The following is a 14,142-nucleotide window of genomic DNA, read 5'->3' on the forward strand; positions in this document are numbered from 1 at the left end:
CCGTCACGGATCATCGAACTGGTTTCTCAGGGGATTGGCCGCCCCGGGACCGTCCACACAGATGCGTGTCCGGTGCTCCCTGCCGAGCGACCAGTGAACACTACGCCGGATCCGCGCCAGGTGCAAACAACGGCCTCGGCCCCGGTCCGAGACGCCGGAAGGCCGGCCCCGGGTGGGGGTCGGCCTTCCGTCACGCCGGGGCGCGGTGGGCTGCTCAGTTGTTGGTGGGGAAGCCCAGGTTGATGCCGCCGTGCGAGGGGTCGAGCCAGCGCTGGGTGACGGCCTTGCCGCGGGTGAAGAACTGGACGCCGTCGGCGCCGTAGGCGTGGCTGTCGCCGAACAGCGAAGCCTTCCAGCCGCCGAAGGAGTAGTAGGCGACGGGGACGGGGATCGGCACGTTGATGCCGACCATGCCGACCTCCACCTCGTTCTGGAAGCGCCGGGCCGCGCCGCCGTCGTTGGTGAAGATGGCGGTGCCGTTGCCGTAGGGGTTGGCGTTGATGAGTTCCAGGCCCTCGTCGTAGGAGGGGACCCGGACGACCGACAGGATCGGGCCGAAGATCTCGTCGTTGTAGACGGACATGCCCGGCTTGACGTGGTCGAAGAGGGTGGGGCCGAGCCAGAAGCCGTCGGTGGTGGGGGCGCCGCTGGCGTCCTCGGCGGCGATGGCGTGCTTGCGGCCGTCGACGGCGAGTTCGGCACCGTCGGCGACGCCGGACTCCACGTAGGAGGTGACCTTGTCGCGGTGCTGGCCGGTGACCAGCGGGCCCATCTCGGAGTCGCCGTTGCAGCCGGGGCCGACCTTGAGGGTGGCCATCCGCTCCTTGATCTTGGCGACCAGCTCGTCGCCGATCGGGTCGACGGCGACCAGGACGGAGACGGCCATGCAGCGCTCGCCGGCCGCGCCGAAGCCGGCGTTGATGGCGGCGTCGGCGGCCAGATCGAGGTCGGCGTCGGGGAGCACCAGCATGTGGTTCTTGGCGCCGCCGAGGGCCTGCACGCGCTTGCCGTAGCGGGTGCCGGTCTCGTACACGTAGCGGGCGATGGGGGTGGAGCCGACGAAGGAGACCGACTTGACGTCGGGGTGCTCCAGCAGGCGGTCGACGGAGACCTTGTCGCCGTGGACGACGTTGAAGACGCCGTCGGGGAGGCCGGCCTCCTTCCACAGCTCGGCGATGAAGTTGGCGGCGGACGGGTCCTTCTCGGACGGCTTGAGGATGACCGTGTTGCCGGCCGCGATCGCGATCGGGAAGAACCACATCGGCACCATGGCCGGGAAGTTGAAGGGCGAGATGATGGCGACCGGGCCGAGCGGCTGGCGGATCGAGTAGACGTCGACGCCGGTGGACGCCTGCTCGGTGAAGCCGCCCTTGATCAGCTGCGGGATGCCGCAGGCGTACTCGACGACCTCCTGGCCGCGGGCGAGCTCGCCGAGGGCGTCGGAGTGCACCTTGCCGTGCTCGGAGACGATGATCGAGGCCAGCTCGTCCTTGCGGGCGTTGAACAGCTCGCGGAAGTTGAACAGCACCTGGGTGCGCTTGGCGATCGAGGTGTGGCGCCAGGTGCTGAACGCCTGGGCAGCGGCGGCGACCGCCTGGTCGACCTCGGCGATCTCGGCGAAGTCGACCTGGCCGGTGACCTGGCCGGTGGCCGGGTCGTGGATGTCGCCGCGGCGGGGCGCGGTTCCGGCGGTAGCGACGTACTGGCCGCCGATCCAGTGGGTGATGTGCTTGCTGCTCAAGGGTCTCTGCCTCCGATGTCCACGGATGTCCCGCGCTCGTTCTCCAGTCTGCGCGGGAGGACGGGCCCGCTCAACGATCACCCTGACGGAGAAGCGCGATTCACCCTTACAGGTCGTCGGCAGGTTCCACGGGACCGGCAGGCTCGGCCCCGGACTCGGGCTCGGCCCCAACCCCGGACCCAGTCCCGGCCCCGGACTCGGATTCGGCGCGGTCCAGATAGGGGTCGTGCAGGCCGTCGGCGAGTTCGGTGGTCTCCAGCAGGTCGAGGCGCAGGTCCTGGGCCCAGGTCTCGGCCCACTGCCGGGTGCCGGCGGTGTCGGTCTCGGCCGGCAGCAGGACGGCGGCGTCCTCCAGCCGGTCGGCGAGCGCGCGGGCGGTGAAGTCCTCGTCGAACGCGCCTGCCAGGGCGAGGAGTTCGCCTTCGCACCGGTGTGCGGTGAGGGCGTGCAGGCGGCGCAGGTCGGCGGGCAGGGCGCGCTCGCAGAGGGTGAGGACGGCGAGCGCGGCGGTGTCGTCCAGCGCGGCGACGGGGACGGTGGCGCCGGGCGGGAGGGCCGGCGGGTGGCGCAGCGGTTCGCGGCGCAGTTCGACGCCGAGGGGCGGCGGGTCCGCGGCGCCGTCGAGGGGCGGTTCGCCGGGGGTGACGGCGAGGTGGTGCCGTCGGGGGCTGCCGGGCGGTTCCTGGACGCGGTGTCCGGCGGCGCGCAGGGTTTCGGCGAGTCCGGCGGCGAGGTCGGCGAGCGGGGGGCCTTCGGCGGTGACCAGCAGCAGGTCGCCGCCGCGGACGGCGGCGGCCAGTCCGTGCAGGCGCAGCGCGTCGGGGCCGGCCAGGGCGAGGGCGTGTCGCAGGCAGTACGGCTGGGCGTCGGCGAGCAGCGCGGCCCGGTCGCGGCCGTCGGCACAGTCGTCGGCGCGTCCGGCGGTCGGCTCGGCGAAGCTGCCCACGTCGACAGCGGCAGCGGCATCGACTGCGGCTGCGGCAGCGGCGGTGCTGGTGTCGTCCATGGCGACAGTCTGTCCCGTCCGTTCCGCTTCAGCCCTGCTGCGGCCTGCGCAGGTGCGCGGCGGCGTCGTGCAGGGCGAGTTCGAGGGCGCGGGGGTCGACGAGCCGTCCGCTGGGGTGCGGGGGGATCAGCCAGTGCGGGCCGCGGGTGGGGCGGGTGGGGTGCGGGACGGCGATCCAGGTGCCGTCGCCGGAGGCGCGGATGCCGGTGCCGGTCCAGCGTTCGGCGGTGCCGACGGGGACGAGGAAGCCGACGGTGTCGCCCTCGGGGTCCTCCAGGACGGGGCCGCCGCCGATCCGGTCGAGCAGGGCGGCGGCGGGGCGGCCGAGCGGGCCGGGGGCGTGCAGGACGTCCCAGCGGCGGCCGGCGGGGAGCAGGGCGAGGCCGAAGCGGGTGCGCTCCCAGGCGGTGCGGCAGGCGTCCGGGTCCGGGGCGGCGGCGGCCAGCCAGTGCAGGGCGCTGGGGTGGCGGGTGGTGCTCACGTGCGGTTCCTCGTCTCTCCCGGGTGGCGGGCGGCGGGCGGGTGCCTGCTGTCGTCACCCGGGAGAGCGGGGTACCGGGGTTCTCTTACACGGGATCGCGGACGTGCCGCGGGAGGGTGGCGGACGGGCCGCGGGCGGACTGCGGGCGGACTGCGGTCAGCGGTCGCCGAAGATCGTGCGGTGCCAGTCCTTGCGGGCGACGGCGGTGGTGTCGAACATGACGTGCTTGACCTGGGTGTACTCGTCGAGCGAGTACTGCGACATGTCCTTGCCGTAGCCGGACGCCTTGTACCCGCCGTGCGGCATCTCGCTGATGATCGGGATGTGGTCGTTCACCCAGACGCAGCCGGCCGCGATCTCGCGGGTGGCGCGCAGCGAGCGGTGGATGTCGCGGGTCCAGGCGGAGGCGGCCAGGCCGTAGGGGGTGTCGTTGGCGAGGCGCAGGCCCTCCTCGTCGCTGTCGAAGGGCAGTACGACGAGCACCGGGCCGAAGATCTCGCCCTGGACGGCCTCGCTGTCCTGGGCGGCGCCGGTGATCAGGGTGGGGCGGTGGTAGGCGCCGAGCGCGAGGTCGGTGCCGTCGTGGCCCTTGCCGGTGGCGGCGCCGCCGGTGACGACGGTGGCGTAGGAGCGGGCGCGCTCGACGAAGCCGGCGACGCGGTCGCGGTGGGTGAAGGAGACCAGCGGGCCCATGTCGGTGTGCGGGTTCAGCGGGTCGCCGAGCCGGATGTCCTCGTACAGTTCGGCGACGCCGGCCACGAAGGCGTCGTAGAGCGGGCGCTGGACGTAGGCGCGGGTGGCGGCGGTGCAGTCCTGGCCGCTGTTGATCAGGGAGGCGGCGACGGCGCCGTGCACGGCGGCGTCGAGGTCGGCGTCGTCGAAGACCACGAAGGGGGCCTTGCCGCCGAGTTCGAGGTGGGTGCGCTTGACGGTGGCGGTGGCGATCTCGGCGACCCGCTTGCCGACGGCGGTGGAGCCGGTGAAGGAGACCATGGCGACGTCGGGGTGGCCGACGAGGTGTTCGCCGGCGGTGCGTCCGGCGCCGGTGACGACGTTGACGACGCCGTCGGGAATGCCGGCGGCGGTGCAGGCGCGGGCGAACATCAGCGAGGTCAGCGGGGTGATCTCGGCGGGCTTGAGGACGATGGTGTTGCCCGCGGCGATGGCCGGGAGGATCTTCCAGGCGGCCATCTGCAGCGGGTAGTTCCAGGGCGCGATGCTGCCGATCACGCCGACGGCCTCGCGGCGCACGTACGAGGTGTGGTCGCCGCTGTACTCGCCGGCGGCCCTGCCCTCCAGGTTGCGGGCGGCGCCGGCGAAGAACGCGGTGTTGTCGACGGTGCCGGGGACGTCGAACTCGGTGGAGAGCTTGATCGGCTTGCCGGTCTGCGCGGTCTCGACCCGGGCGAACTCCTCGGCGTGCTCGGCGAGGACGCCGGCGAGCCGGTTCAGGGCCTCGGAGCGGGCGCCGGGGGTGGCACCGGACCACTCGGGGAGGGCGGCGCGGGCGGCGGCGACGGCGGTGTCGACGTCGGCGGTGGTGGCGAGCTCGACCTGCTGGACGGTGGCGCCGTTCGCGGGGTTGACCACGGCGAAGGGTTCGCCGCCGGAGCCCCGGGTGGGGCGGCCCGCGATGTGCTGCGCGCCGTCGTTGAAGCTGGTCAGGTCCATGAGTTGCCTCCATTGCCTACTCGACCCGGCCGACGATGCCTCGGTTCGGGTGCCCGGGGCAAGCGTCACTCAGCAACGGCCCGGCCGAAGGGCCTTACACGCTGCAAGGCTGCGTTCGGGCGACAGGGCGTCGCCGTCGAGCATGATTGACCTGACACCCTGAGAACCCCCTGGAGGTATCCGCGATGCTCCCCACCGTCGCCCGCGTGCTCGACCTGGACGTGATGCGGCGCGGCCTGCCCCAGGTGGTGGCCGGGGCGGGCGCGCTGGAGCGCCCGGTGCGCTGGGTGCACGTGAGCGAGCTGCCGGACGTGGCGGGGGTGCTGCGCGGCGGCGAGCTGGTGCTGTCGACCGGCATCGCGCTGCCGGAGGACCGGGACGGGCTGGCCCGGTACGTGCGGGAGCTGGCCGGGGTCGGGGTGGCGGGGCTGGTGATCGAGTTCGGCCGGCGGTACTTCGACTCGCTGCCGCGGGCGCTGGTGGCGGCGGCGGAGCGGCACGACCTGCCGCTGGTGGTGCTGCGCCGGGAGCTGAAGTTCGTCGCGGTGACCGAGGCGGTGCACGCGCTGGTGGTGAACGCGCAGCTGGAGCAGTTGCGGGTGTCGGAGGCGGTGCACCAGGTGTTCAACGAGCTGGCGACGGAGGGCGCGGAGCCGGCCGAGGTGGTGCGGCAGGTGGCCCGGATGGCGGGCGCGCCGGTGGTGCTGGAGAACCTGGCGCACCAGGTGCTGGCGCACGACCCGGCGGGGCGCGGCGAGCAGGAGCTGCTGGAGGACTGGGAGCACCGTTCGCGCGGTGTGCACCCGCCGGGCCGCACCGGTCACGACCCGCGTTCGGGCTGGCTGGTGACCACGGTGGGCGCGCGCGGCCAGGACTGGGGGCGGCTGGTGCTGGTGGACGAGCCGGTGGTGCTGCCGCCGGACGTGCCGCACCCGCACGCGATGCTGCTGGAGCGCGGCGCGGCGACGCTGGCGCTGAACCGGCTGGTGGTGCGCGACCGGGAGTCGCTGGAGCGGCAGACCCACCGCACCCTGCTGTCGGGGATCCTGACGCACGCGCTGACCGTCTCGGAGGTGTCGCTGCGGGCGCAGGCGCTGGGCGTGCCGCTGGAGGGCCGCCGGCTGGTGGGCGTGGTGCTGCGGCAGCGGCAGGGTCCGCTGCCGGCGGCGCTGGAGGCGCAGGCCCGGCTGCGGGACTTCACCGAGCTGGCGGCGACCGCGATCCGGAACGCCCGGCTGTCGGCGCTGGTGGGCGCGCTGGACGACGAGGGGGTGGGCCTGCTGGTGGCGCTCGGTTCGCAGCAGGACGAGCACGCCTCGCTGGAGTCGTTCGCGGCGGCGCTGCGCCGGCTGTCGGCGGAGGCGGGCCGGGACGGTTCGGCGGAGGGGCCGGTGATAGCGGTGGGTTCCTCGGTGGGTTCGGTGCGGGACGCCCGGCGCACCCTGCTGGAGGCCACCCAGGTCGCGGACGCGGCGCTGCACGACGCGCCGGGCGGCCGGGCGGCGTACTACCGGCTGCCGGACGTCCGGCTGCGCGGCCTGCTGCACCTGCTGCGCGACGACGAGCGCCTGCAGACGTACGTGGAGCGGGAGTTGGGGCCGCTGCTGGCGTACGACGCGGAGCACGGCGGGCAGTTGGTGCAGATGCTGCGGATCTACCTGGAGCAGGGCCGCAACAAGTCGGCGGCGGCGGACGCCGCGCACCTGTCGCGTCCGTCGTTCTACGACCGGCTGCACAAGGTGGAGCGGATCCTGGGCGTGGACCTGGACCAGGTGGAGTCCTGCCTGTCGCTGCACGTGGCGCTGCTGGCGCTGGACGCGGTGCGCCGCTGACCCCGGGCCAGCGACGCGTCCGGGCGGGCGGATCAGCGGCGCGTCCGGGCGGGCGGGTCAGCGCGGGCCGAGGGCGACCAGCGCGGCGAGTTCCTTCGGGTAGACCTCCAGCGCGGCCAGCGAGCCGTCCGCGAAGTGCAGGTCGACGCGGGAGGAGATCCAGGTGTGCCGGGGTTCGACGCGGACCAGGTGGGCGTAGGGCAGTTCGCCGAGCGTCCGCGTGCCGCGGCGGTCGGCGAGGGTGCGGCCGGGGGCGTTGCTGCCGCTGCCGGCGAGCAGGATCCGCCGGTCGGTGAAGACCAGCAGCGCGTCGTCGTTGTCGTGGTCGTTGTCGGCGGCGCGCACCGCGCGGGCGAACTGTCCGGCCTGGCTCTCCCAGCCGCGGGTGAGGCCGCGGCCGCGGAAGAGCCGGCGGAGGCTGCGGATCAGGCCCCAGGTGCAGTCCTCGACCAGGTCGGAGACGAACTCGCCGAAGTCGAACACCAGGGACAGGCAGCCGATCCCGGCGTCGGCGGTCCGCCCGAAGCGCTCCTTGCGGTAGCGGCGCGGGGGCCGGCGGATCAGGTCGCACAGGTCGACGTCGACGACGCCGCGCACCTGTTCGCCGGGCGCCACCAGGTGGGCGACCTCCGCCAGGTGCTCGCCGCCGTACTGGACGCTGCCGTACGGGGCGCCGTGCTGCGGCGGGGTGCCGTACGGGTACGGGGGGTGGCTCATCCGAAAGCCTCCTGGATGCGGGTCCGCGGGACGCGGTAGGGCTGCTGGTGCTCGGGGCCGTCGAGGGCGCCGGTGACGGTGTCGACGTTGCGGTCCTCGTCGAGGGCGTCGCCGATCAGGCCGGTGAAGTCGCCCGCGCCGAGGCCCGCGCCGATCACCGCCTTGGTGCCGCCCTTGACGGGGGAGAACACCTCCTTGACGCCGATCTGCACGCCCGCCCGCACCAGCCGTTCCGCCATCGGCAGGTCGTCGGCGTTCTTGAGCACGCCCCAGCCCGCCTTCAGCGGGCTCTTGCCGAACTTGCGGACGGCCTTGGCCGCTTCCGTCGCCTTCTGCAGGCCCTTGCGGTTGCGCTCGACGGTGCGCAGCTCCCGGACGGCCTTCTGCAGCGTCCGCAGCGCCTTGGCAAGGTCGACCGAGACCTTCTCGACCCGGGCGATGAAAACCGCGATCTCGGCCTCGGCGACCAGGGCCTCCACGATGGTGGCCAGGCCGACCGTGACGATGTCGATGACCACCATGACGGCCAGGCTGACGATCAGGGTCTCGATCGCCTCCCGGATGATGCCGATCACCAGTTCCTCGGCGAGCCGGCACTCGGCCGCGGCCTGGCCGATGATCTGCGCGACCTGCTCCATGTCGGCGGCGGTGGCGTCGATGCCCTCGACCACCTCTCCCATGTACGCGGCGAAGGAGGCGGAGGCGTCGCCGTGCCAGTCCTCGGCGAGCGGCGCGGCGCCGGCCCGCAGGTCGGCGGCGACGGCGCGCATCTCCCGCGCCTGCTCCTGCCACTCCCGGGCGGCGGCGGTGAGCGCCGGCAGGTTGCCGGTGACCTTCTCCAGCATGCCCATCAGGCCGGTGGCGTCGAGGGCCGCCTTGACGATGTGGTCGAGGCCCGCGTCCAGCCCCTCGCTGACCGGGTTGCTCAGGTCGGGCAGCGGCGCGGTGACCGCGTCGACCCGGTCGCGGGTCCACTTGTAGGCGTCGCCGGCCTGCCCGAAGTCCATGGTCACGGGGTTGCGCATCAGCGTGCCTCGAATCCGTCGGCGAGTTCGCCGTCGGCGTCCCGGTAGTTCGCGGCGACCCCCTGCAGCGCCTCGCCCGCGCCGTCGAGCAGCGCGGCCAGGTCGGCGAAGTTCTGCTCCTCGGCCTGCGCGTGCTCCAGGTACTCCGCGTGCAGTTCGCCGGAGCCGGGCAGCTTGCCGAAGTCCTCCGGCGCCAGTGGGAAGCCCGCGAGCCGGGAGCGCACCGCCTCGACCCGGGCGATCTGCTCGTGGATCAGCCGGCCGTACTGCTCCAGTTGTTCCGGTTGGACGTGAAAGCCCTGTTCCCCCATGGCATCCCCAAATTCGCACCAAGATTCAGCCGATCATCGTACAGATCTTGGCCACGGGCGCTAGGCGTCCCCGGGAACGCCGCGGGCCCCGGACGACGGAGGTCCGGGGCCCGCCGCACTGACCCGGGGTCAGACGGTGTGGGCGTCGGTGAGGGTGAGCACCTCGTCCAGCACCGCGAGGCCCGCCTTGGCCTCCTCCGCGCTGATGTTGCACGGCGGCACCACGTGGAAGCGGTTCATGTTGGTGAACGGCCACAGGCCGCGCTGCTTGCAGGCCGCCGCGAGCTGCGCCATCGGCGCGTTGTCGGCACCGGCCGCGTTGTACGGCACCAGCGGCTCGCGGGTCTCCCGGTCCTTCACCAGGTCCAGCGCCCAGAACACGCCCAGGCCGCGCACCTCGCCGATCGAGGGGTGGCGCTCGGCCAGCTCGCGCAGGCCGGGGCCGAGCACGCTCTCGCCGATCAGCTTCGCGTTCTCCACGATGCCCTCCTCGGCCATCGTGTTGATCGTCGCCACCGCGGAGGCGCAGGCCAGCGGGTGGCCCGAGTAGGTCAGGCCGCCCGGGAACGCCTTCTGCGCGAAGGTCTCCGCGATCGCCCCGGAGATCGCCACGCCGCCCAGCGGCAGGTAGCCGGAGTTGACGCCCTTGGCGAAGGTCAACAGGTCCGGGGTGATCCCCCAGTGGTCGGCGGCGAACCACGCGCCGGTGCGGCCGAACCCGGCCATCACCTCGTCCAGGATGAACACGATCCCGTACCGGTCGCAGATCTCCCGCACGCCCGCCAGGTACCCGGCCGGCGGCACCAGGACGCCCGCGGTGCCGACCACGGTCTCCAGGATGATCGCCGCAACGGTGCCCGGACCCTCGAACGCGAGGGTCTGCTCCAGGTGCGCGAGCGCGCGCTCGCACTCCTGGGCCTCGTTCTCGGCGTGGAAGTTCGAGCGGTACGGGTACGGGCCCCAGAAGTGCACGATGCCCGACACGCCCGCCTCGTTCGCCCAGCGGCGCGGGTCGCCGGTCAGCGCGATCGCGTTGGCGGTGGCGCCGTGGTACGAGCGGTAGGTGGAGAGCACCTTGTGCCGGCCGGTGTGCAGCCGGGCCATCCGGATCGCGTTCTCGTTCGCCTCGGCGCCGCCGTTGGTGAAGAAGATCTTGTCCAGGTCGCCGGGGGTGCGCTCGGCGATCAGCCGGGCGGCCTCGCTGCGCGACTCCTCGGCGAAGCCCGGGGCGATGGTGCACAGCTGCGCGGCCTTCGCCTGGATCGCGGCGACCACCTTCGGGTGCTGGTGCCCGATGTTGGTGTTCACCAGCTGCGAGGAGAAGTCCAGGTAGCGGTTGCCGTCGTAGTCCCAGAAGTAGGAGCCCTCGGCACCGGCCACCGCGAGGGGGTCGATCAGCGCCTGGGCGGACCACGAGTGGAAGACGTGCGCGCGGTCGGCGGCCTTGACGGCCTGCCCGGCGACCGAGTCAGCGGTGGGAGTGCTCATGCCCCCAGCGTAGGGAGCCCTCCCCGCCCCGGGCAGCTCCATCGTGTCACGCGCGTCGCGGATCGCCCTGACAGTGTGACAAACGCCGAGGGCACGGGAGGTCTCCCGCGCCCCCGGCGAACCGTCCTGCGCCCCTCAGATCGCGGTCGTACTGCGCCCGACGGTCACGACCCGCCAGATCGCGGTCATACTCCGCCCGACGGTCACGACCCGCTAGATCGCGGTCATACTGCGCCCGACCGTCATGACCCGCTAGATCGCGGTCATGACGTGCTTGATCCGGGTGTAGTCCTCGAACCCGTACGACGACAGGTCCTTGCCGTAGCCGGACTTCTTGAAGCCGCCGTGCGGCATCTCGGCGACCAGCGGGATGTGGGTGTTGATCCACACGCAGCCGAAGTCCAGGCGGCGGGACATCCGCATCGCGCGGGCGTGGTCCTTGGTCCACACCGAGGAGGCGAGCGCGTACTCGACGCCGTTGGCGTACTCGACGGCCTGGTCCTCGTCGGTGAACTTCTGCACGGTGATGACCGGGCCGAAGACCTCGTTCTGGATGATCTCGTCGTCCTGCTTCAGGCCGGAGACCACGGTCGCCGCCCAGAAGTAGCCCTTGTCGCCGACCCGGTGGCCGCCGGCCTCGACCTTGGCGTGCGCGGGGAGGCGCTCGATGAAGCCGGCCACCTGCTTGAGCTGGTTGGCGTTGTTGAGCGGGCCGTAGAGCACGTCCTCCTCGTCCACGCCGCCGGTCCTGGTGTCGGCGGCGGCCTTGGCGAGGGCCTCGACGAAGGCGTCGTGGATCGTCTCGTGCACCAGGACGCGGGTGGCGGCGGTGCAGTCCTGGCCGGCGTTGAAGTAGCCGGCCATGGCGATGCCCTCGACGGCCTCGGCGATGTCGGCATCCTCGAAGACCACGACCGGGGCCTTGCCGCCGAGCTCCAGGTGGACCCGCTTGACGTCCTTCGCGGCGGACTCGGCGACCTGCATGCCGGCCCGGACCGAGCCGGTGATGGAGGCCATCGCGGGGGTGCGGTGCTCGACCATCAGGCGGCCGGTCTCGCGGTCGCCGCAGATCACGTTGAAGATGCCGGCCGGCAGCTCCATGTCCTTCAGTACGCCGCCGATGATCTCGGCGAGCAGCACGGTGGAGGCGGGGGTGGTGTCGGAGGGCTTGAGCACCACGGCGTTGCCGGCGGCGATCGCCGGGGCGAACTTCCAGACCGCCATCATCATCGGGTAGTTCCAGGGAGCGACCTGGGCGCAGACGCCGACCGGCTCGCGGCGGACGATCGAGGTCAGCCCGTCCATGTACTCGCCCGCGGCCTTGCCCTCCAGCAGGCGGGCGGCGCCGGCGAAGAAGCGCAGCTGGTCGACCATCGGGCCGATCTCCTCGGAGAGGGTCAGCGCGCGCGGCTTGCCGGTGTTGCGGACCTCGGCGTCGACGATCTCGTCGGCCCGGGCCTCGACCGCGTCGGCGACCTTGAGCAGCAGCTTCTGCCGGGTCGAGGGGGTGGAGTCCCGCCAGAGGGGGAACGCGGCGGCGGCGGCGGCCATCGCGGCGTCCACGTCGGCCGCACCGGAGAGCGGGGAGGTCGCGTAGACCTCGCCCGTGGTCGGGTCGACGACGTCGAGGGTGCGGCCGTCCGCCGCGTCGACGAACTCGCCGTTGATGTAGTTGCGCAGCGTACGAAGCTCGCTCACGGTCTCTCCTCGGTCTGGGCCTGCGTCGTTGCAGCCCCGGGCGTCAGGTTACCCCCGGGTCCGGGCGGCCACGGCATGTCAGCGACAAGCCACGATCGGCGGTGTGCAGGCTCGCGCGTGTACGTAGCCAGGGTACCCACTCGACTTCCGTTATCGACAGGGGCTCGCATCGAAGGCCACGCTTTCCGCGCCTGATCTTCGGATCGGCGACGAAATCAGCAGCAAGGCCGCTTGCGATTCCGCCGCCCGTCAGGCACAGTGGCGGCGTGGCCAACCGTGACCGGAACGCCAGCGTTCCCCTCGACGCCGCCTCCAAGGCGATCATCGAGCAGCTCCAGGAGGACGGACGCCGTCCGTACGCCGCCATCGGCAAGGCCGTGGGCCTGTCCGAGGCGGCTGTCCGGCAGCGCGTCCAGAAGCTGCTCGACCAGGGCGTGATGCAGATCGTCGCCGTGACCGACCCCCTCACCGTCGGGTTCACCCGCCAGGCGATGGTGGGCATCCGCGTGGAGGGCGACATCGAACCGGTCGCCGACGCGCTGGCCGCCTTCGACGAGGTCGACTACGTGGTGTGCACCGCGGGTTCGTTCGACCTCCTCGCCGAACTGGTGTGCGAAGACGACGAGCACCTCCTCGAACTGATCAACAAGCGCATCCGCTCGCTTCCCGGCGTGCGGAGCACCGAGAGCTTCGTTTACCTGAAGCTCCGGAAACAGACCTACACCTGGGGCACCCGATGACAGCCGACCCGGCCCAGAAGGACCTTTCCAAGACCGCCTACGACCACCTGTGGATGCACTTCACCCGCATGTCGTCGTACGAGAACTCCCCCGTGCCGACGATCGTCAGGGGCGAGGGCACCTACGTCTGGGACGACAAGGGCCGCAAGTACCTCGACGGCCTGGCCGGCCTGTTCGTGGTGCAGGCGGGCCACGGCCGCGAGGAGCTCGCCGAGGCCGCCGCCAAGCAGGCCAAGGAGCTCGCCTTCTTCCCGGTGTGGAGCTACGCCCACCCGAAGGCCGTCGAGCTGGCCGAGCGCCTGGCGAACTACGCCCCGGGCGACCTGAACAAGGTGTTCTTCTCCACCGGCGGCGGCGAGGCCGTCGAGACCGCCTGGAAGCTGGCCAAGCAGTACTTCAAGCTGACCGGCAAGCCGACCAAGTACAAGGTCATCTCCCGGGCCGTCGCCTACCACGGCACCCCGCAGGGCGCGCTGTCCATCACCGGCCTGCCGGGCCTGAAGGCCCCGTTCGAGCCGCTGGTGCCGGGCACCCACAAGGCCCCGAACACCAACATCTACCGCGCCCCGGCCTTCCTGGCCGGCCCCGACGGCACCGTCGACCCGGAGGCGTACGGCCGCTGGGCCGCCGACGAGATCGAGCAGGCCATCCTCTTCGAGGGCGCCGACACCGTCGCCGCCGTCTTCGTCGAGCCGGTGCAGAACGCCGGCGGCTGCTTCCCGCCGCCGCCCGGGTACTTCCAGCGCCTGCGCGAGATCTGCGACCGCCACGACGTGCTGCTGGTCTCGGACGAGGTCATCTGCGCCTTCGGCCGCCTCGGCACCATGTTCGGCGCCGACAAGTTCGGCTACGTGCCGGACATGATCACCTGCGCCAAGGGCATGACCTCGGGCTACTCCCCGATCGGCGCCACGATCATCTCGGACCGCATCGCCGAGCCGTTCTACAAGGGCGACAACACCTTCCTGCACGGCTACACCTTCGGCGGCCACCCGGTCTCCTCCGCGGTGGCGCTGGCCAACCTCGACATCTTCGAGCGCGAGGGCCTGAACCAGCACGTCCTCGACAACGAGTCGAAGTTCCTGGCCACCCTGAACAAGCTGCGCGACCTGCCGATCGTCGGCGACGTCCGCGGCAACGGGTACTTCTACGGCATCGAGCTCGTCAAGGACAAGGTCACCAAGGAGTCGTTCAACGACGACGAGGTCGAGCGCGTCCTGTACGGCTTCCTGTCCAAGGCGCTGTTCGACAACGGCCTGTACTGCCGCGCCGACGACCGCGGCGACCCGGTCGTCCAGCTGGCCCCGCCGCTGATCTCCGACCAGTCGACCTTCGACGAGATCGAGCAGATCCTGCGGACCAGCCTCTCCGACGCGTGGCAGAAGATCTGATCCTCCTTCCCCACCCTCCGCCGAAGGGCGGCCCCGGCACC

Annotated in this window: 12 protein-coding genes; 3 read left to right on the top strand and 9 right to left on the bottom strand. The window is 72.2% G+C overall.

Annotated features, from left to right (window positions below; translation table 11 throughout):
* Positions 1-214: 214 nt before the first annotated feature.
* From ACFUEL_RS20730 to ACFUEL_RS20745, 4 genes are all read right to left on the bottom strand, one after another.
* The gene (locus ACFUEL_RS20730; RefSeq protein WP_380237879.1) at positions 215-1,741 is read right to left on the bottom strand and encodes a CoA-acylating methylmalonate-semialdehyde dehydrogenase; all 1,527 of its coding nucleotides are present in this window, start codon (positions 1,739-1,741) and stop codon (positions 215-217) included.
* A gap of 106 nt (positions 1,742-1,847) precedes the next feature.
* Positions 1,848-2,747 (bottom strand): hypothetical protein, encoded by a 900-nt coding sequence (locus ACFUEL_RS20735; protein WP_380237880.1) that lies wholly within the window; start codon positions 2,745-2,747, stop codon positions 1,848-1,850.
* A gap of 28 nt (positions 2,748-2,775) precedes the next feature.
* The gene (locus ACFUEL_RS20740; RefSeq protein ID WP_380237882.1) at positions 2,776-3,228 is read right to left on the bottom strand and encodes a hypothetical protein; all 453 of its coding nucleotides are present in this window, start codon (positions 3,226-3,228) and stop codon (positions 2,776-2,778) included.
* Between the two features lie 156 nt (positions 3,229-3,384).
* Positions 3,385-4,899 carry a gamma-aminobutyraldehyde dehydrogenase gene (locus ACFUEL_RS20745; protein WP_380237883.1) on the bottom strand — a complete coding sequence of 505 codons (1,515 nt, stop codon included), beginning with the start codon at positions 4,897-4,899 and terminating at the stop codon, positions 3,385-3,387.
* Between the two features lie 185 nt (positions 4,900-5,084).
* Between ACFUEL_RS20745 and ACFUEL_RS20750 the strand changes: the two genes are divergently transcribed.
* The gene (locus ACFUEL_RS20750) at positions 5,085-6,731 is read left to right on the top strand and encodes a PucR family transcriptional regulator (RefSeq protein WP_380237884.1); all 1,647 of its coding nucleotides are present in this window, start codon (positions 5,085-5,087) and stop codon (positions 6,729-6,731) included.
* 57 nt (positions 6,732-6,788) lie between these two features.
* On the opposite strand, the gene ACFUEL_RS20755 is transcribed toward ACFUEL_RS20750, so the two are convergent.
* From ACFUEL_RS20755 to ACFUEL_RS20775, 5 genes are all read right to left on the bottom strand, one after another.
* Positions 6,789-7,448 (bottom strand): hypothetical protein, encoded by a 660-nt coding sequence (locus tag ACFUEL_RS20755; RefSeq protein WP_380237885.1) that lies wholly within the window; start codon positions 7,446-7,448, stop codon positions 6,789-6,791.
* Positions 7,445-8,473: a WXG100 family type VII secretion target gene (locus ACFUEL_RS20760; RefSeq protein WP_380237886.1), complete on the bottom strand. Its 1,029-nt coding sequence runs from the start codon at positions 8,471-8,473 to the stop codon at positions 7,445-7,447. The genes ACFUEL_RS20755 and ACFUEL_RS20760 overlap by 4 nt, the downstream gene beginning before the upstream one ends.
* A complete protein-coding gene (locus ACFUEL_RS20765) occupies positions 8,473-8,784 on the bottom strand; it encodes a WXG100 family type VII secretion target (RefSeq protein WP_380237887.1) in 312 nt (103 codons plus the stop codon). Before ACFUEL_RS20765 ends, ACFUEL_RS20760 begins: the two co-directional genes overlap by 1 nt.
* Before the next feature lie 129 nt (positions 8,785-8,913).
* The gene (locus tag ACFUEL_RS20770; protein ID WP_380237889.1) at positions 8,914-10,272 is read right to left on the bottom strand and encodes an aspartate aminotransferase family protein; all 1,359 of its coding nucleotides are present in this window, start codon (positions 10,270-10,272) and stop codon (positions 8,914-8,916) included.
* 252 nt (positions 10,273-10,524) lie between these two features.
* Positions 10,525-11,970 (bottom strand): gamma-aminobutyraldehyde dehydrogenase, encoded by a 1,446-nt coding sequence (locus tag ACFUEL_RS20775; RefSeq protein ID WP_380237890.1) that lies wholly within the window; start codon positions 11,968-11,970, stop codon positions 10,525-10,527.
* A gap of 266 nt (positions 11,971-12,236) precedes the next feature.
* Here ACFUEL_RS20775 and ACFUEL_RS20780 point away from each other — a divergent pair, with 266 nt between their 5' ends.
* Together ACFUEL_RS20780 and ACFUEL_RS20785 are read left to right on the top strand one after the other, a co-directional pair.
* Positions 12,237-12,710: an Lrp/AsnC family transcriptional regulator gene (locus ACFUEL_RS20780; RefSeq protein WP_014138339.1), complete on the top strand. Its 474-nt coding sequence runs from the start codon at positions 12,237-12,239 to the stop codon at positions 12,708-12,710.
* Positions 12,707-14,101: an aspartate aminotransferase family protein gene (locus tag ACFUEL_RS20785; protein ID WP_376049902.1), complete on the top strand. Its 1,395-nt coding sequence runs from the start codon at positions 12,707-12,709 to the stop codon at positions 14,099-14,101. Before ACFUEL_RS20780 ends, ACFUEL_RS20785 begins: the two co-directional genes overlap by 4 nt.
* Positions 14,102-14,142 lie beyond the last annotated feature (41 nt).

Origin of the sequence: Kitasatospora sp. NPDC057198, from assembly GCF_042670125.1 — a bacterium.
In the GTDB taxonomy this organism is placed as follows: domain Bacteria; phylum Actinomycetota; class Actinomycetes; order Streptomycetales; family Streptomycetaceae; genus Kitasatospora.